General features: G+C 70.5%; 18 protein-coding genes. 6 read left to right on the forward strand and 12 right to left on the reverse strand.

Going from position 1 to position 15,528, the window contains the following annotated elements; genetic code table 11:
• Positions 1-204, forward strand: a 204-nt coding sequence (locus AB0G59_RS28315; RefSeq protein ID WP_360917356.1) for a hypothetical protein, incomplete at its 5' end; no start/stop codon positions are given.
• Between the two features lie 153 nt (positions 205-357).
• Here the strand turns inward: AB0G59_RS28315 and AB0G59_RS28320 are convergent.
• A complete protein-coding gene (locus AB0G59_RS28320) occupies positions 358-1,044 on the reverse strand; it encodes a DNA-3-methyladenine glycosylase (RefSeq protein ID WP_360917359.1) in 687 nt (228 codons plus the stop codon).
• 56 nt (positions 1,045-1,100) lie between these two features.
• Between AB0G59_RS28320 and AB0G59_RS28325 the strand changes: the two genes are divergently transcribed.
• Entirely contained in the window at positions 1,101-1,883 is a 783-nt protein-coding gene (locus AB0G59_RS28325; RefSeq protein WP_360917362.1) for a sporulation protein, read from the forward strand.
• 63 nt (positions 1,884-1,946) lie between these two features.
• Here AB0G59_RS28325 and AB0G59_RS28330 read toward each other — a convergent pair whose 3' ends face one another.
• Positions 1,947-2,378: a barstar family protein gene (locus AB0G59_RS28330; protein ID WP_360917364.1), complete on the reverse strand. Its 432-nt coding sequence runs from the start codon at positions 2,376-2,378 to the stop codon at positions 1,947-1,949.
• Positions 2,375-2,791 carry a ribonuclease domain-containing protein gene (locus tag AB0G59_RS28335; RefSeq protein ID WP_360917367.1) on the reverse strand — a complete coding sequence of 139 codons (417 nt, stop codon included), beginning with the start codon at positions 2,789-2,791 and terminating at the stop codon, positions 2,375-2,377. Before AB0G59_RS28335 ends, AB0G59_RS28330 begins: the two co-directional genes overlap by 4 nt.
• Positions 2,792-2,934: 143 nt before the next feature.
• Between AB0G59_RS28335 and AB0G59_RS28340 the strand changes: the two genes are divergently transcribed.
• The gene (locus tag AB0G59_RS28340) at positions 2,935-3,474 is read left to right on the forward strand and encodes a YbhB/YbcL family Raf kinase inhibitor-like protein (protein ID WP_071964460.1); all 540 of its coding nucleotides are present in this window, start codon (positions 2,935-2,937) and stop codon (positions 3,472-3,474) included.
• Positions 3,475-3,766: 292 nt separating this feature from the next.
• Here AB0G59_RS28340 and AB0G59_RS28345 read toward each other — a convergent pair whose 3' ends face one another.
• From AB0G59_RS28345 to AB0G59_RS28360, 4 genes are all read right to left on the reverse strand, one after another.
• Positions 3,767-4,540 (reverse strand): sulfite exporter TauE/SafE family protein, encoded by a 774-nt coding sequence (locus AB0G59_RS28345; protein ID WP_071964451.1) that lies wholly within the window; start codon positions 4,538-4,540, stop codon positions 3,767-3,769.
• 95 nt (positions 4,541-4,635) lie between these two features.
• Complete coding sequence (locus tag AB0G59_RS28350; RefSeq protein ID WP_071964452.1) at positions 4,636-5,583, reverse strand: SPFH domain-containing protein; 948 nt, start codon at positions 5,581-5,583, stop codon at positions 4,636-4,638.
• A 172-nt stretch (positions 5,584-5,755) separates the two neighbouring features.
• Positions 5,756-6,178, reverse strand: a complete 423-nt coding sequence (locus AB0G59_RS28355; protein ID WP_071964453.1) for an NfeD family protein — start codon at positions 6,176-6,178, stop codon at positions 5,756-5,758.
• A gap of 69 nt (positions 6,179-6,247) precedes the next feature.
• A complete protein-coding gene (locus AB0G59_RS28360; protein WP_071964454.1) occupies positions 6,248-7,057 on the reverse strand; it encodes an ABC transporter ATP-binding protein in 810 nt (269 codons plus the stop codon).
• A 92-nt stretch (positions 7,058-7,149) separates the two neighbouring features.
• Here AB0G59_RS28360 and AB0G59_RS28365 point away from each other — a divergent pair, with 92 nt between their 5' ends.
• Positions 7,150-7,956 (forward strand): hypothetical protein, encoded by an 807-nt coding sequence (locus AB0G59_RS28365; RefSeq protein WP_360917372.1) that lies wholly within the window; start codon positions 7,150-7,152, stop codon positions 7,954-7,956.
• A 99-nt stretch (positions 7,957-8,055) separates the two neighbouring features.
• Here the strand turns inward: AB0G59_RS28365 and AB0G59_RS28370 are convergent, their stop codons facing one another.
• The 4 genes from AB0G59_RS28370 to AB0G59_RS28385 all read right to left on the reverse strand — a co-directional run bounded on the left by AB0G59_RS28370 (position 8,056) and on the right by AB0G59_RS28385 (position 10,834).
• Entirely contained in the window at positions 8,056-8,436 is a 381-nt protein-coding gene (locus AB0G59_RS28370) for a chaplin (protein WP_360917375.1), read from the reverse strand.
• A gap of 188 nt (positions 8,437-8,624) precedes the next feature.
• Positions 8,625-8,870, reverse strand: a complete 246-nt coding sequence (locus AB0G59_RS28375) for a chaplin (RefSeq protein WP_360917378.1) — start codon at positions 8,868-8,870, stop codon at positions 8,625-8,627.
• A gap of 175 nt (positions 8,871-9,045) precedes the next feature.
• The gene (locus AB0G59_RS28380) at positions 9,046-9,696 is read right to left on the reverse strand and encodes a response regulator transcription factor (protein ID WP_360917381.1); all 651 of its coding nucleotides are present in this window, start codon (positions 9,694-9,696) and stop codon (positions 9,046-9,048) included.
• Positions 9,689-10,834: a GAF domain-containing sensor histidine kinase gene (locus tag AB0G59_RS28385; protein WP_360917384.1), complete on the reverse strand. Its 1,146-nt coding sequence runs from the start codon at positions 10,832-10,834 to the stop codon at positions 9,689-9,691. Before AB0G59_RS28385 ends, AB0G59_RS28380 begins: the two co-directional genes overlap by 8 nt.
• 156 nt (positions 10,835-10,990) lie before the next feature.
• On the opposite strand from AB0G59_RS28385, the gene AB0G59_RS28390 reads away from it, so the two are divergent.
• Entirely contained in the window at positions 10,991-11,689 is a 699-nt protein-coding gene (locus AB0G59_RS28390; RefSeq protein WP_360917387.1) for a nitroreductase family protein, read from the forward strand.
• Between the two features lie 371 nt (positions 11,690-12,060).
• Entirely contained in the window at positions 12,061-12,774 is a 714-nt protein-coding gene (locus AB0G59_RS28395) for a transglycosylase SLT domain-containing protein (RefSeq protein WP_360917390.1), read from the forward strand.
• Positions 12,775-12,877: 103 nt separating this feature from the next.
• Here the strand turns inward: AB0G59_RS28395 and AB0G59_RS28400 are convergent, their stop codons facing one another.
• Positions 12,878-15,445 carry an FHA domain-containing protein gene (locus tag AB0G59_RS28400; protein WP_360917393.1) on the reverse strand — a complete coding sequence of 856 codons (2,568 nt, stop codon included), beginning with the start codon at positions 15,443-15,445 and terminating at the stop codon, positions 12,878-12,880.
• Positions 15,446-15,528 lie beyond the last annotated feature (83 nt).

Consider the following 15,528-nt stretch of genomic DNA (forward strand, 5'->3'; position numbering starts at 1 on the left):
TTTGGCACGCTGTTGAGTTCTCAAGGAACGGACGCTTCCTTTGTACTCACCCTCTCGGGCTTTCCTCCGGGCGCTTCCCTTCGGTATTTCGTGTTCCGACTCTATCAGATCCTTTTCCGTGCCGTTCCCGGCTCGAAATTTTGTTTCCGATTCCCCGTCGGCGGGGTGTTCACTACTTTAGCGGATTTCCCCGGCGGCTCCTAATCGAGCCGGATCATTGTCGTATTTCGGCACAGCGAAATACGGCCCCGATCAAGGGGAGGTCCTCGTAGTAGTGGTTTGCCGCCCAGAGGTACGCGCACACGGCGCTGCCCGTCTCAAGCGGCTCGCCTACGTTAGGCCCTCCCGGCTCCGGAGTCAAGCACCGTCCCCCGACCGGCCCTTCGGCTGTCCCTTCGGCTGCTCCTTCCCCCTGTTCCGCGGCACATGGGCCCGGTACGGGCTGACCGTCGGGTCTCCGTCCGCCCAGAACCGCCAGGGGTGCGCCGCGCCCTCGCCGCCCACGCCCGTGCGGGGGCCGCTGCGTACCCGGTCGGCGGGGACGGGGTGGCCGGCCAGCACGGAGAGAGGGGAGCCGGGGCCCGTACAGAGGTCGACGCCGTTGAGGTCGCGGTCCACGTCGAGGGCGGTGGCCAGGCGGGCCGGGCCCTGGGCGAGCTCGCGGTCGCGGCGGGCCTTCGGGCGGCGGGCGCGGGCGAGGTCGGCGCCCTTGATCACTTCCCCGCCGCGGAGGAGGACGCCGCTCGCGGTGCCCTCGGGGCCGCAGACGAGGTTCAGGCTGAACCACATGCCGTAGATGAAGTAGACGTAGGCGTGGCCCGGAGGGCCGAACATCGACGCGTTGCGCTCCGTGCGACCGCGGTAGGCGTGCGATCCGGGATCGGATTCGCCGGCGTATGCCTCGACCTCCGTGATGCGGACCTCGATCGGGCCCTCGGGAGTCGTCCGGACCAGGGTCCGGCCCAGGAGCTCGGGGGCGACCTCGAGCACGGGACGGTCGAAGAACGCTCGGTCGAGTGGCATACGGTCAGGCGCGGCGATCATGCCGATCGAGCGTACTGGAAGGGTCCGGGACCGGTCCCGGGCCCGGGGAGGTAGAGATGGTTTTCAAGAAGCTCATGGCGAGCCTGGGTGCGGGCGGCGCCTCGGTCGAGACCGTGCTGTTCGAGGAGAACGTGGTCCCCGGCGGCGTGGCGCAGGGTGAGGTGCGCATCCAGGGCGGCTCGGTCCCGCAGCGGATCGAGGGGCTGTCGGTGGGGCTGCAGGCCCGCGTCGAGGTGGAGCGCGAGGACGGCGAGTACAAGCAGGACGTCGAGTTCACCCGGGTCCAGCTGGGCGGGGCGTTCGAGGTGCAGCCCGGCGCCGTGCACACGGTGCCGTTCGGGCTGGAGATCCCCTGGGAGACGCCGATCACGACCTTCCTGGGCCGGCACCTGACCGGGATGAGCGTGGGGGTGACGACGCACCTGGCGATCGCCCGCGCGGTGGACTCGGGGGACCTCGATCCGGTGAACGTCCACCCGATGCCGGCGCAGCAGGCGATTCTCGACGCGTTCGGGCAGCTCGGCTTCTCCTTCAAGAGCGCCGACCTCGAGCAGGGGCGTATCTCCGGGACGCGGCAGCGGCTGCCCTTCTACCAGGAGATCGAATTCCACGCGCCGTCGCAGTACCGGGGGCTGAACGAGGTCGAGCTGTCGTTCGTCGCGGACGACCGTGAGATGGACGTCGTCCTGGAGATGGACAAGAAGCCGGGCGTGTTCAGCTCGGGCAGCGACACCTACCGGTCGTTCACCGTGGATCTGCACTCCTATGGGCAGACCGACTGGGCCGCCTACCTCAACCAGTGGCTCGCGGAGGTCGGCGGCCGGCGCAGCTGGCTCTGACCGGTTCCCGGGCGGGGGTACGACCTGAAGGGTGCCGGCGCACCCGGGTACGCGCCCCCGCACTCAGGCGAGCAGCACCGTCAGGGGTGACTCGTCGGAGGCCCAGAAGTCGACGGCGTCGGCGAGGACGGCCTCCGCCGTGCGGGCGTCGGCGGGGGCGGACTTGCGGAAGGTGCCCCAGTCCTCGGCCAGCAGCAGGCAGCCGCGGGCCTTGCCGGCCTCGCGCCACCAGGAGAGGTCCGTGAGGCAGTCGGCGAGGGCGTCCCAGTTGTGGCCGAACCAGTCGGGGAAGTCCAGGTCCCTGGCGCAGCGGTCGAGGAAGGCCGCCTTGTCGTGGACGCCGTCGAGCCGTAGCCAGGCGCCCTTCCAGTCGGCTTCGGCGGCGAGGGCCATGACGTGTGACGGGGCGTCGGTGGGGGGCAGGTGGTAGACGCCGGGGGGCGTGGAGCCGTTGAGGATGCCGGGGAGCCCGGGGTCGGGCAGCAGGCCGGTCATGGGTGCACCACCGCTTCGAAGGTCTGGTAGTGGTCGCTGGTGTAGAAGCGCTCGGAGTGTTCCCCGGTGATGATGCGGCGGGCGCCGCGGTTGCGGGAGCCGGGGGTGGGGACGGTGTACTCGCGGTAGTAGCCGCGGGCCTGCCGGGGGAGCCGGTTCTCGTAGTTGCCGAAGACGCTGCCGTCCTTCTCGTACGGGAAGGGGCCGCCCTTGGCGATGAGTTCGAGGGTACGGCGCGCCTCGGGCGGCAGCCGGTCCTCGGTGACGGTCTTCATGCCCTTCGCCCAGGCGGGGGCGGTCGCCGCCGGCGCTGTGGTCGCGGCGGGGGGCCTCTCCGTCTTCTGGCTCCCCGACGAGCATGCGGGGAGCAACAGGAGGGGCAGGGCGGCCAGGAGGACGGTCAGGGCGCGCATGACGCGGCTCGCCGGTCGGTCTCGTCCGATTTGTCGAAGTACATGAAGCACACTCCATATGGTCGCAGTCTGCGCCGTCGTGGCCTCGTTAGGCTGGCGCTCTGACCTGTCCGCGTGTACTGGAGGTGTCCCCAGTGTCCGACGTGTCCGAGCGGAAGCGACGTCCGCTGCCGCACGATTTTCATCCGCCGGTGCCCTCGTTCGCCGTGGTGAGCGACGATGTGGCGCTGGGTGGGAAGCTGAAGGACGATCAGGTGTACTCGGGCGGCAATCTCTCGCCGGAGCTGCGCTGGGACGGCTTCCCTCCGGAGACGAAGAGCTTCGCCGTGACGTGCTTCGACCCGGACGCGCCCACGGGCAGTGGCTTCTGGCACTGGGTCCTCTTCGACATCCCCGCCACCGTCACCGAGCTCCCCACGGGAGCGGGCAGCGGTGACATGAAGGGGCTGCCCGAGGGTGCCGTGCACGTGCGCAACGACTACGGGTCGCGTGACTTCGGCGGTGCCGCGCCGCCGGCCGGGGACGGGCCGCACCGTTATGTGTTCACGGTGTACGCGGTGGACCGGGAGAAGCTGGGTCCGGACGCGGACGTCTCGCCTGCCGTGGTGGGCTTCCATCTGCGGTTCCACTCGCTTGCGCGGGCGCAGCTGATCGGCGAGTACGAGGTTCCGGCCGCGGGCTGAGCTCCGTACGCCCCGTCAGGCGCGCGTGGGCGTCCGGAAATTCCGTTGCGCCCCGACGCCCCCGGATCGCACAGTGGTGGTGCTTGACCGACGGCTTCGCATGCGGCCGTCGGGCAGTGGGCACCGCAGTGGCGGGGGCGGCGGGGCGCGATGGCGCCGGCCGTCTGTCGGAGTCCGGTTCCGTGCCGGGCGACCGCGCCCACTGCCGGACGCTCCGGGCCCGTGTTTTTTACGGGGGAAGGGCCCGGAGCGTTTCCCCCTGTCTCTCTTGTCTCCCCCTCTTCTCTCCTTGTTACTTGAGCAGCATCTGGACGATCGCCACAATGCCGACGGCGACGATGACGCCGCGCAGTGCCGTGGGGGGCAGCCGTCGGCCGACCTTGGCGCCTATCTGGCCGCCGATCGTGGAGCCCACGGCGATGAGCAGGACGGCGGTCCAGTCGACGTCGGCGACGAAGACGAAGAAGAGCGCGGCGACGCCGTTGACGATGACGCCGAGGACGTTCTTGAGGGCGTTGATGCGCTGGAGTTCGTCGTTGAGGAGCAGGCCCATGAGGGAGAGGTAGAGGACGCCCTGGGCCGCCCCGAAGTAGCCGCCGTACGCGCTGGCCACGAGGAGTCCGGCGAGCAGTGCCGGGCCGCCGTCGCCGCGGGCCTCGGTGCCGTTGCGTTCGCGGCGGCGGGCGAGGGCGCGGGCGAGCCGGGGCTGGAGGACGACCAGCACCAGGGCGAGGGCGATGAGGGCGGGCACGATCGCGTCGAAGGCCTTCGACGGGAGGGCGAGCAGGAGGATCGCGCCGGTGAGTCCGCCGATGAGCGCGGCGATGCCGCAGCGGATGATGCGGGTGCGCTGGCCGCTCAGTTCGCGGCGGTAGCCGACGGCGCCGCTGAAGTTGCCGGGGACCAGGCCCAGGGTGTTGGAGACGTTGGCGGTGATCGGGGGCAGTCCGGTGGCGAGGAGCACCGGGAAGGTGAACAGGGTGCCGGAGCCGACGATGGTGTTGATGGTGCCGGCGCCGATGCCGGCGGCGAAGACCGCGAGTGCTTCCCAGATGGACAAGGCCATCTCCTTCAAGGTCAGTGTGTCGCCTCCCCGCCATGAGAGGTCGGGGGGCCGCACTGATCATGCATGAGGTCGATCATGCATGGTAGGGAAGTCGCTCAGTCGATCGTGGGCCGCTCGCGGCGCGGGCTCTCCTTCGCGGGGCGGGGCACGCCGCCTCCGCCGCCGCCCATGGGGCCGAGGTTGCCGACGGCGCCGCTGAGACCCTTGAGGGCGTCGCCGATCTCGCTGGGCACGATCCAGAGCTTGTTGGCGTCGCCTTCGGCGATCTTCGGGAGCATCTGGAGGTACTGGTAGGCGAGCAGCTTCTCGTCGGCGTCGCCGGCGTGGATGGACTCGAAGACCGTGCGGATCGCCTGGGCCTCGCCCTCGGCGCGCAGCGCTGCGGCCCTGGCCTCGCCCTCGGCGCGCAGGATCGCGGACTGCTTCTCGCCCTCGGCGGTGAGGATCTGCGACTGGCGGATGCCCTCGGCGGTGAGGATGGCGGCGCGCTTGTCGCGGTCGGCGCGCATCTGCTTCTCCATCGAGTCCTGGATGGAGGTGGGCGGCTCGATGGCCTTGAGCTCGACGCGGTTGACGCGGATGCCCCACTTGCCGGTGGCCTCGTCGAGGACGCCGCGCAGGGCGGCGTTGATCTCCTCGCGGGAGGTGAGGGTCCGCTCGAGGTCCATGCCGCCGATGATGTTGCGCAGGGTGGTGACGGTGAGCTGCTCGATGGCCTGGATGAAGCTGGAGACCTCGTACGTCGCCGCGCGGGCGTCGGTCACCTGGTAGTAGATGACGGTGTCGATGTTGACGACGAGGTTGTCCTGGGTGATCACCGGCTGCGGCGGGAACGGCACGACCTGCTCGCGGAGGTCGATGCGGTTGCGGATGGAGTCGATGAACGGGACGACGATGTTCAGGCCCGCGTTGAGGGTGCGGGTGTAGCGGCCGAAGCGCTCGACGATGGCGGCGCTGGCCTGCGGAATGACCTGCACCGTCTTCATGAGGGCGATGAAGACGAGCACCACCAGGATGATCAGGACGATGATGATCGGTTCCATCGTGGCTCCAGCTCCCCGTGCCGTTGTCGTTGGTCTTGATCGGGCGTTCGTTGATCGTCGTGAGGGAGTCTTTCAGAACCCGGCGCCGCTGTGCAGGCGTTGAGGCCGACTCGTCCGTACGGCGACGATCTGGGCCTTCGTCACGGCGGCGGCTCCCGCCTCACGGAAGCCCTCACATCACGACGGCCGTCGCGCCGTCGATCTCGACGACGTCCACGTGCTGGCCGACCTCGAAGCTGCGCTCGTCGTCGAGGGAGCGCGCGGACCAGATCTCGCCGGCCAGCTTGATGCGCCCGCCGCTGCCGTCGACCCGTTCGAGCACGACGGCCTGCCGGCCCCTGAGCGCGTCGATGCCCGACTTGTGCTCGGGACGGCGTGAGCGCTGCCGGTTGGCGAGGGGGCGCACGACGGCGATGAGCGCGACGGAGACGACGGCGAATACCACGACCTGGGCCACCATGCCGCCGTGCAGGGCCGCCGTGATCGCGGCGCCGACGGCGCCGACCGCGAACATGCCGAACTCCGGCATGGCGGTCACGACCAGCGGAATGCCCAGCCCGACGGCGGCTACGAGCCACCACACCCATGTGTCCACCTGGTCATGGTAGGGGCGCGAGCCGCTCGGCGGACAGGGCGCCCGGGGGCCCGTGGGCCCCGGGGCGTGTCAGGCCATCGGCAGGCCCTGGGCGGTCCAGCGGTCGCCGCGGCGCTCGACGACCAGGGGCAGGCCGAAGCAGTGCGAGAGGTTGCGGGAGGTGAGCTCGAGCTCGAGGGGGCCGGCGGCGAGCACCTTGCCCTGACGGATCATCAGGACGTGGGTGAAGCCGGGGGCGATCTCCTCGACGTGGTGCGTGACCATGACCATCGAGGGGGCGAGCGGGTCGCGGGCGAGCCGGCCCAGGCGGCGTACGAGGTCCTCGCGGCCGCCGAGGTCGAGGCCGGCGGCGGGCTCGTCGAGCATCAGCAGCTCGGGGTCGGTCATCATCGCGCGGGCGATGAGGGTGCGCTTGCGCTCGCCCTCGGAGAGGGTGCCGAACTTGCGGTCCAGGTGCTCCGTCATGCCCAGGACGTCGAGGAAGGCACGGGCGCGCTGCTCGTCGACGGCCTCGTAGTCCTCGTGCCAGGTGGCCGTCATGCCGTAGGCGGCGGTGAGCACGGTCTCCAGGACGGTCTGCGTGCGCGGCAGCTTGTCGGCCAGCGCGATGCCGGCCATGCCGATACGGGGGCGGAGCTCGAAGACGTCGACCGCGCCGAGCTTCTCGCCGAGGATCCGGGCGGTGCCCTTGCTCGGGAAGAGGTAGCTGGAGGCGACATTGAGAAGGGTGGTCTTGCCGGCGCCGTTGGGGCCGAGGATCACCCAGCGCTCGCCCTCCTTGACCGACCAGGAGACCTGGTCCACCAGAGCCCGGCCCTCGCGGACCACGGATACGTCCACCAGTTCCAGCACATCGCTCATGAGCGCGTTGTCTCCCATTGCAGTCGCGTCGTCGCTTGCGCCTGTCGGCGCAGCCCCCAAGGAAAAACCTACGCCACCGGTTGCCGGGGGCAGTCCTTAGGCTGGGGGCCATGCTCGATGAACATCGCTCAGGACGGCTCACCGCGTGGGGAAATGCCCAGCTTGCCGGATTTGCCGCACCGGATGACGCGGCGCACCACATCACCGGAAGTGACGCGGTCCACCGTGTCACCGGTCTGCCCGGCGAGTCGGGCCCGGTGGGGCTCACGCTGGCGCTGGGCCGGCTGCGGGCGCTCGGCGCCACGGGGCTGAGGCTGGCGCTGCCCGCGCCGGGGCATCCCCTGGGGCTGAGCGGACCGCCGGAGTTCAACGCCCGTGCCCTCGAGGCCGAGGAGGCGGTGATCGCCACAGGTGCCGCGCTGGGCCTCGTACCGGAGGTGTACGAGGCCGGGCCCGAGGGCGATGTGCACGTGGAGGTCCTCTGGCACTGCCTGCCCGTGCGCGACGCCCCGCCCGCCGACGTGCCGTCCCTGTCGGAGGCCGAGCGGGAGCTGGCGGAGGCGCTGCGGGAGGCGACCGAGGTGCTCACCCGGTTGGACGTGGCCGGCTCCGGCCCGGTGGCCCAGGCGGCGCTGGAGGCCTACCGGGCCCGGGCCGAGAGCGGGCGCGAGGTGCTCGCGCCGGGGTATCCGCCGCGCGCGGTGCGGGTGCTGGAGCTGGCGCAGCGGGTCGGGGCGCTGATCTCGATCGCCTACGAGCCGGGGGACGCCGAGGGGCGTGAGCACGGCGGGGCGGTGAGCGCGTCGGAGATCGCGGCGCGGGCGGCGGCGCTGCGGCCGGTGGAGCGTACGGCCCGGCGGGCGCAGGTGGCGGCGTACAACGCCATGGTGGAGGAGCGGGACCGGCGCAGGCACTGACGGCGCCCGCCGGACAGCGGGAAGGCCCCGCGGACCTGTCGGTCCGCGGGGCCTTTCCTGCGCGTCCGTGCGTCACCGGCGGGACGCGCGCGGCATCGGTCAGTGACCACCGTTGTCGTGGTGACCGCCGTTGTCGTGGTGACCACCGTTGTGGTGGCCGTTTTCGTGGTGACGGCCCTCGTGGTGGACCTCGTGGGTTTCCTCGTGGTGCCTTTCCCTGGTGTCGCCGTTGATGCAGGTGTTCCCGAAGGTCGGGTTCAGCAGCGCGATGATGTCGATGGTGTTGCCGCAGATGTTGATCGGGATGTCGATCGGCACCTGGATGACGTTGCCCGACACGACGCCCGGCGAGCCCTTGGCGACGCCCGAGGCCAGGGCTCCGTCGAAGTCCCCGTCGCCGGCGACGGCAGGCGCGACGGAGGCACCGAGGGCGACACCTGCGGCCACCAGGGCGAGGGCGGCCTTCTTGGCAGTGTTCATGTGGTGGTCTTCCTTTTGATGACTGACCTGGTCGGGCCCTGCCACGGGGCCCTGCACCTATGAACGCCAATGCACCGCCGATGGCACGGCCATCGGCGGTGTTTGCCCTCGTTCGGACGATTGATCACCCTCGGATGTCGGCTCCGACGGGACGGAGCCGACCGCCCGACGGGGCGAGGTGGTGCTGATTACTCGTTGACGCAGAGGTTGCCGCTGGCCGGGTTGAACAGGCCGACCACGCTGATGGTGTTGCCGCAGGCGTTCACCGGGACCTCGACGGGGACCTGGATGACGTTGCCCGAGACGACGCCGGGGGAGTTCTTCGCGACGCCGTCCGCGCCGTGCCCACCGTGCGCGGAGGCGGCACCGGCACCGGCGAGGGCGAGACCGCCCACGGCGAGCGTGACAGCAGCGGCCTTCTTGATGTTCTTCACTCTTCCAATGACCTTCCTGGAGTGTTACCAGAGCGTCGCCGCGGCCATCAGCCGCAGTTACGTCATGGAAAACGGGCCAGGGCCATTCGGGTTGCGCCATCGGGCGGCTTATCACACGACCGCATGAATCTCTGATCAGAACGCGACGTTCCGCTACCGCCGGGCGCCGCGCCCCTCAGGCCCCAATCCCATGGCGGACGGCCCACAGCGCCGCCTGCGTCCGGTCGGCGAGGTCGAGCTTCATCAGGATGTTCGAGACGTGCGTCTTGACGGTCTTCTCCGACAGGACGAGCGCCCGGGCGATCTCCCGGTTGGAACGGCCGTCGGCGATCAGGGCGAGCACCTCGCGCTCCCGGTCGGTGAGCGCGTTGCCCCTCCCCTGGCCCCCGCCGCCCGCCTCGTCCTGGGAGAGCAGGGCGTCGGCCACCTCGGCCTGGAGCAGGACGTGCCCGGCGTGCACGGACCTGATGGCGCCGGCCAGGGCGTCGGGGTCCACGTCCTTGTAGACGTAGCCCGCCGCGCCGGCCCGCAGGGCGGGGATGACCGTGCGCTGCTCGGTGAAGCTGGTGACGATCAGCACCCGGGCGGGGTTGGCCAGCTCCCTGAGCCTGCGCAGCGCCTCGATGCCGTCCATGCCGGGCATCTTCACGTCCATCAGGACGATGTCCGGGCGCAGCTCCTCGGCGCGCTCGACGCCCTCGGCGCCGTCCGCGGCCTCCCCCACCACCTCTATGTCGTCCTGGACCTCCAGGAAGGTGCGCAGCCCCCTGCGGACCACCTGGTGGTCGTCCACCAGAAGCACCTTGATCACCCGGTTGTCAGCCACCGGGCACCTCCATTTCGATCGTGGTGCCCTTCCCGGGCTCCGAGACGACGGTCAGCGTGCCGCCGACGCCGCCGGCCCGGTCCCGCATGGACACCAGGCCCAGGTGGCGGCCGGCCCGGCGGACGGCGGAGGGGTCGAAGCCGCGGCCGTCGTCGGCCACGCGCAGGGCGGCGCCCTGGCCGAGGCGGTCGAGGGTGACGTCGACGGCGGACGCGCCGGAGTGGCGCAGGGCGTTGTGCAGGGCCTCCTGGGCCACGCGCAGCAGCGCCTCCTCCTGGGCGGCCGGCAGGGCCCGTACGCCGCAGGCGGCGAAGGTGACGCGGGCGGTGTGGGCCCGGTCGAGGACCTTGACCTGGGTGCGCAGGGTGGCGACGAGCCCGTCCTCGTCGAGGCCGGCGGGGCGCAGCTCCACCACGGCGGCGCGCAGTTCGTCGGCGGCCTCGGCGGCGAGCCGGGCGACCTCGTGGAGCTCCCCCTTGGCGCGGGCGGGGTCGCGGTCGACCAGGGCGGTGGCGGCCTGGGCGGTCAGGCGCAGGGAGAAGAGCTTCTGGGAGACGGCGTCGTGGAGCTCGTGGGCGAGGCGGGCGCGCTCGCCGGCGATGGTCAGCTCGCGGCTGCGCTCGTAGAGGCGGGCGTTGGTGAGGGCTATGGCGGCGTGCTGGGCGAGCATGCCGAGGAGTTCCTCGTCCTCCGCCGTGAAGGCGCAGCCTCCCTCGGGCTTGGGGCACTTCTTGTTGGCGAGGAACAGGGCGCCGAGGATCTCGTCGCCGTCGGCGACCGGCATGCCGATGAAGTCGCTCATGTCGGGGTGGGCGCTGGGCCAGCCCTCGAAGCGGGGGTCCTTGCGGACGTCGCCCAGGCGTTGCGGGGTGGCCTCGCGGAGCATCGCGGCGAGGATGCCGTGCTGGCGGGGCAGGGGGCCGATGGCCTTCCACTCCTCGTCGTCGATGCCGGCGACGACGAACTGGGCGAAGCCTCCGTGGTCGTCGGGGACGCCGAGGGCGGCGTACTCGGCGTCGAGGAGCTCACGGGCGGAGACGACGATCGTCTGCAGGACGTCGCGCACCTCCAGGTGCCGGCTCATGGCGAGGAGGGCGGTGCTCACGGCGGTCAGGCCGGAGCGGGGGCCGTTGGTCATGGCCTCACGGTACCGAGGGGTGCGCGGGCGGGTATCGGGCCGACGGTGGCACATGGCGGGGACGGGGGACCTAGGCCGAAGGGCCCGGGGGCGGGGCACGGCGCCGAGTTTCGCCATGTACGCCTCATCGCTGCGCGGCGTGGGCAGACTCCCGGCATGTCTATACCAACGCAGTGGACGCCCACGCACGGCGATCCCTACCGGCCTGTGCCCTACCGCCCCGAGCGGATGTCCGCCGAGGAGTCCCTCGCCCGCGCCGCCGAGCTGCGCGAGCGGATGGACCGGCGGCGGACCGTGCGGCAGTTCTCCGTGGACCCGGTGCCGGAGCAGGTGGTGCGGGACGCGATCGCGTGCGCCGCCACGGCGCCCTCGGGGGCGCACCAGCAGCCGTGGACGTTCGTGGTCGTCAAGGACCCGGCGGTGCGCCGGCGCATCCGCGAGGCCGCGGAGGAAGAGGAGCGGCGCTCCTACGAGGGGCGGCTGGGCAAGGAGTGGCTGGCGGCCCTGCGGCCGCTGGGGACCGACGAGGTCAAGCCGCACCTGACGGACGCGCCCGCGCTGATCGTGGTCTTCCAGCAGCGCTACTGGCTCGGCGAGGACGGGGAGCGGCGCAAGCACTACTACGTGGACGAGTCGGTCGGCATCGCGGTGGGGATGCTGCTGTCCGCCCTGCACCTGTCGGGACTGGCGGCCCTGGTGCACACGCCGAGCCCGATGCGGTTCCTGTCGGAGGTGCTGGCGCGGCCGGTGAACGAGAAAGCGTTCGCGGTGATCCCGGTGGGCTATCCGGCCCCCGACTGCCGGGTCCCGGACCTGGTGCGCAAGAACCTGGACCAGGTGCTGGTGGAGGTCTGATCCCGGCCGGCCGCGGCTCCCACCTCGACCGTTTTTCGATTGCAAACGCTCTGCACGGATACGGGCACACCGGGTGAGCGCGAGGGCCCCCCGGTGTGACCCCGCTCATGGGACGCACGTCACGTACGAAGCCGCCTAGTGGAGGGGTAAGGCCGCCGTAAGTCACCGTGCGAGCAGGTCCTCGTACCTCTTGACAGGACCTTTGTCCCGGGCTTCGCAACGAAGCGGGGTAGTACGTCACACCTTTGCCACATGATTTTGCAGCCGCTAACAATTGCTCAGCCGCAGGGCGCCGTCAGATCGACGCGGCGCTTTATCCGCGCCGATCCGGGCCACTGCGACTCAAGCGATTGGAAGAGGTTCAGCTCAATATGCGCTCCCCCATCTCCGGTTATAGCCGTCTCACCAAGACCCACAAGTTCTCCGCCGCCGGCATCGCCGCGGCCGGTGCCGCCGCCCTGGTGTTCGCAGCCATCCCGAACGGGGCCGCAGATGCCGAGCAGTCCGTCGCCGTGAAGCCGGTCGCCTGGAACGCCACCGCTTTCGGTGAGACCCAGCAGAACGAGCTGAACAAGCAGTCGGACAACGCCGCCAAGCAGGCCAAGGCCGAGGCCGAGGCCAAGAAGAAGGCCGAGGCCGAGGCCGCCGCCAAGGCGAAGGCCGACAAGGAGCGCGCCGAGAAGGAGGCCGCGAGCCGTTCGCAGGAGCGCAAGGCCGTCGCGGCCGCGCCCGCCCCGGCCCCGGCGCCCGCCCCCAAGACCTACGCCAACAACCTCGACGGCTGGATCAAGCAGTCGCTCGACATCATGAAGGCCAAGGGCATCCCGGGCTCCTACAACGGCATCTACCGCAACATCATGCGGGAGTCGACCGGCAACCCCAACGCCATCAACAACTGGGACTCCAACGCCGCCGCGGGCATCCCCTCCAAGGGTCTGCTCCAGGTGATCGACCCGACCTTCAAGGCGTACCACGTCGACGGCACCTCGTGGAACATCTACGACCCGGTCGCCAACATCACCGCCGCGTGCAACTACGCGTGGAAGGTCTACGGCTCCATGGACAACGTCAACTCGGCGTACTAAGAGAGCTCGTACCGGCCTTTGATCAAGGCTGTGACCAGCGCATATGCCGCAGGGCGGCACCCGGGACCGGGTGCCGCCCTGCGGCATATCTATGCATGGCCGACTACTTGCGCATGACCTCGGGCTCGTGGCGGCGCAGCAGGCGCGCGACCGCGAAGCCGCACGCGACGCCGATGGCGATGAGGGCGATCATGTCGATGCCCCACTGCGCGGCGGTGTGCTCCCAGAGCGGGTCGAGGTTCTTGGGGTTGCCCTTGTCCATCGGGGCCATGATGTGCGAGAGGTCCAGCGTGGCGCCGGCGGCGCCGATGGCCCAGCGGGACGGCATCAGCCAGGCGAACTGCTCGATGCCCGGCGAGTCGTAGATCTTGAACATGATGCCGGTGAAGACGACCTGGACGATCGCGAACATCACCAGCAGCGGCATGGTCTTCTCGGCGGTCTTCACCAGGGAGGAGATGACCAGGCCGATCATCATCGAGGTGAAGCCCAGCGCGATGATCACCAGGCAGAGCTCGGCGGCGGGCAGGGCCTTGATGATCAGACCCTCCTCCGGCAGCTTGCGGATGGAGAAGCCGATGGCCGAGATGACCACGCCCTGGATGGCGGTGATGAAGCCGAGGACGATCACCTTGGACATCAGGTACGCCGACCGGGACAGGCCGACGGCCCGCTCCCGTTCGTAGATCACCCGCTCCTTGATCAGCTCACGGACGGAGTTGGCCGCGCCGGAGAAGCACGCGCCGACCGCGAGGATGAGCATGATCGTGCCGGCGTCCTGGTTGAAGTGGCCCTTGTTCGGTGCGCCGAGTCCGAAGTCGGACGGGATCACCGTGCTCACTCCGCCGAGGACGGCGGGCAGGAGCAGCATCAGGGCCAGGAACCCGCGGTCGGAGGCGATGACCGAGGTGTACCGGCGCATCAGGGTCCACAGCTGGGAGCCCCAGCTCTGCGCCTTGGGCGGGCGGACCATCTGCGGCTGGACGTGCACGGACTGCGGGGCGACGGCGTCGATGTCGGCCGCGTACATCTGGTAGTGCTGCGAGCCCTTCCAGCGGCCCGCCCAGTCGTAGTCGCGGTAGTTCTCGAACGCCGAGAAGACGTCCGCCCAGGTCTCGTAGCCGAAGAAGTTGAGCGCCTCCTCCGGCGGGCCGAAGTAGGCCACCGAGCCGCCGGGCGCCATGACGAGCAGCTTGTCGCAGAGCGCGAGCTCGGCGACGGAGTGGGTGACCACCAGGACCGTGCGGCCGTCGTCGGCGAGGCCCCGCAGCAGCTGCATGACGTCGCGGTCCATGCCCGGGTCGAGGCCCGAGGTGGGCTCGTCCAGGAAGATCAGCGAGGGCTTGGTCAGCAGCTCCAGGGCGACCGAGACGCGCTTGCGCTGGCCGCCGGAGAGGGCGGTGACCTTCTTGTCCTTGTGGATGTCGAGCTTGAGCTCGCGCAGCACCTCTTCGATGCGCGCCTCGCGCTCGGAGGTCGCGGTGTCGCCGGGGAAGCGGAGCTTGGCCGCGTAGCGCAGCGCCTTCCGGACGGTGAGCTCCTTGTGCAGGATGTCGTCCTGCGGGACCAGACCGATGCGCTGGCGCAGCTCGGCGAACTGCTTGTACAGGTTCCGGTTGTCGTAGAGGACGTCACCCTGGTTGGCGGGCCGGTAGCCGGTGAGCGCCTTGAGCAGGGTGGACTTGCCGGAGCCGGAGGGGCCGATGACGGCGATCAGCGACTTCTCGGGGACGCCGAAGGAGACGTCCTTGAGGATCTGCTTGCCGCCGTCGACCGTGACCGTGAGGTGGCGGGCCGAGAAGGAGACGTCACCGGTGTCGACGAACTCCTCGAGGCGGTCACCGACCAGCCGGAAGGTGGAGTGACCGACACCGACGATGTCGTTGGGGCCGATGACCTGCTGGCGGACCGGCTGACCGTTGACGTAGGTGCCGTTGTGGCTGCCGAGGTCGACGATCTCGAAGCCGCCGGGGGTGGCCCGGAACTCCGCGTGGTGCCGGGAGACCTGGAGGTCGGAGACGACCAGCTCGTTGTCGAGGGCACGACCGATGCGCATCACACGGCCGACGGCCATCTGATGGAAGCGGGTCGGGCTTCCGTCGCCGTGGGCGGACGGAGCGCCTGCGCCGCCGCCGGGCGCCTGCGGGGACTGCGCGGCCTGCTGCGGGACGTACGGCTGCTGAGCCTGCGGCTGCTGCCAGGAGCCCTGCTGCTGCGGGGGGTGCTGGTACTGCTGCCCGGGCCAGCCCTGGCCGGGGACGCCCTGGCCCGGCTGCTGGTACTGCTGCGGGGCCTGGTGGCCCTGCTGCAGGGGCGAGGCCAGCGCGGTCTGCGCGCTGTAGAGGTCCGCCGCCGGGGCGCCCGCCGCGGCACCGGACAGATTCAGCCGCGGGCCGTCCGTCGCGTTGCCCAGATGCACGGCCGAACCGGGGCCGATCTCCATCTGGTGGATCCGCTGGCCCTGCACATAGGTGCCGTTGGTGCTGCCGTGGTCCTCGATGACCCAGCTGTGGCCGCCCCACCGCAGGGTGGCGTGCCGCCAGGAGACGCGGGCGTCCTCCAGCACCATGTCACCCTGCGGATCGCGCCCGAGGGTGTATGACCGGGACGGGTCCAACGTCCAGGTCTGTCCATTCAATTCCAGTACGAGTTCCGGCACTCCATGCCCCACTACTTGTCCCCCGATGAGCCCCCATCACGGGGAGTCTAGGGATGGCGAACATCGGGAGGAACTATTTCAGGCGCAGTCCCCCC

Source organism: Streptomyces sp. NPDC021096 (assembly GCF_040641275.1).
Classification (GTDB): domain Bacteria; phylum Actinomycetota; class Actinomycetes; order Streptomycetales; family Streptomycetaceae; genus Streptomyces.

What these genes read in the sequence shown, in the direction of transcription:
- AB0G59_RS28365 (WP_360917372.1), top strand. Translation starts at nt 7,150, where the DNA reads ATGCTCGATGAACATCGCTCAGGACGGCTCACCGCGTGGGGAAATGCC.
- AB0G59_RS28370 (WP_360917375.1), bottom strand. Translation starts at nt 8,436, where the DNA reads ATGAACACTGCCAAGAAGGCCGCCCTCGCCCTGGTGGCCGCAGGTGTC.
- AB0G59_RS28395 (WP_360917390.1), top strand. Translation starts at nt 12,061, where the DNA reads ATGCGCTCCCCCATCTCCGGTTATAGCCGTCTCACCAAGACCCACAAG.
- AB0G59_RS28345 (WP_071964451.1), bottom strand. Translation starts at nt 4,540, where the DNA reads ATGGCCTTGTCCATCTGGGAAGCACTCGCGGTCTTCGCCGCCGGCATC.
- AB0G59_RS28385 (WP_360917384.1), bottom strand. Translation starts at nt 10,834, where the DNA reads ATGACCAACGGCCCCCGCTCCGGCCTGACCGCCGTGAGCACCGCCCTC.
- AB0G59_RS28320 (WP_360917359.1), bottom strand. Translation starts at nt 1,044, where the DNA reads ATGATCGCCGCGCCTGACCGTATGCCACTCGACCGAGCGTTCTTCGAC.
- AB0G59_RS28325 (WP_360917362.1), top strand. Translation starts at nt 1,101, where the DNA reads ATGGTTTTCAAGAAGCTCATGGCGAGCCTGGGTGCGGGCGGCGCCTCG.
- AB0G59_RS28390 (WP_360917387.1), top strand. Translation starts at nt 10,991, where the DNA reads ATGTCTATACCAACGCAGTGGACGCCCACGCACGGCGATCCCTACCGG.
- AB0G59_RS28350 (WP_071964452.1), bottom strand. Translation starts at nt 5,583, where the DNA reads ATGGAACCGATCATCATCGTCCTGATCATCCTGGTGGTGCTCGTCTTC.
- AB0G59_RS28360 (WP_071964454.1), bottom strand. Translation starts at nt 7,057, where the DNA reads ATGGGAGACAACGCGCTCATGAGCGATGTGCTGGAACTGGTGGACGTA.
- AB0G59_RS28335 (WP_360917367.1), bottom strand. Translation starts at nt 2,791, where the DNA reads ATGCGCGCCCTGACCGTCCTCCTGGCCGCCCTGCCCCTCCTGTTGCTC.
- AB0G59_RS28330 (WP_360917364.1), bottom strand. Translation starts at nt 2,378, where the DNA reads ATGACCGGCCTGCTGCCCGACCCCGGGCTCCCCGGCATCCTCAACGGC.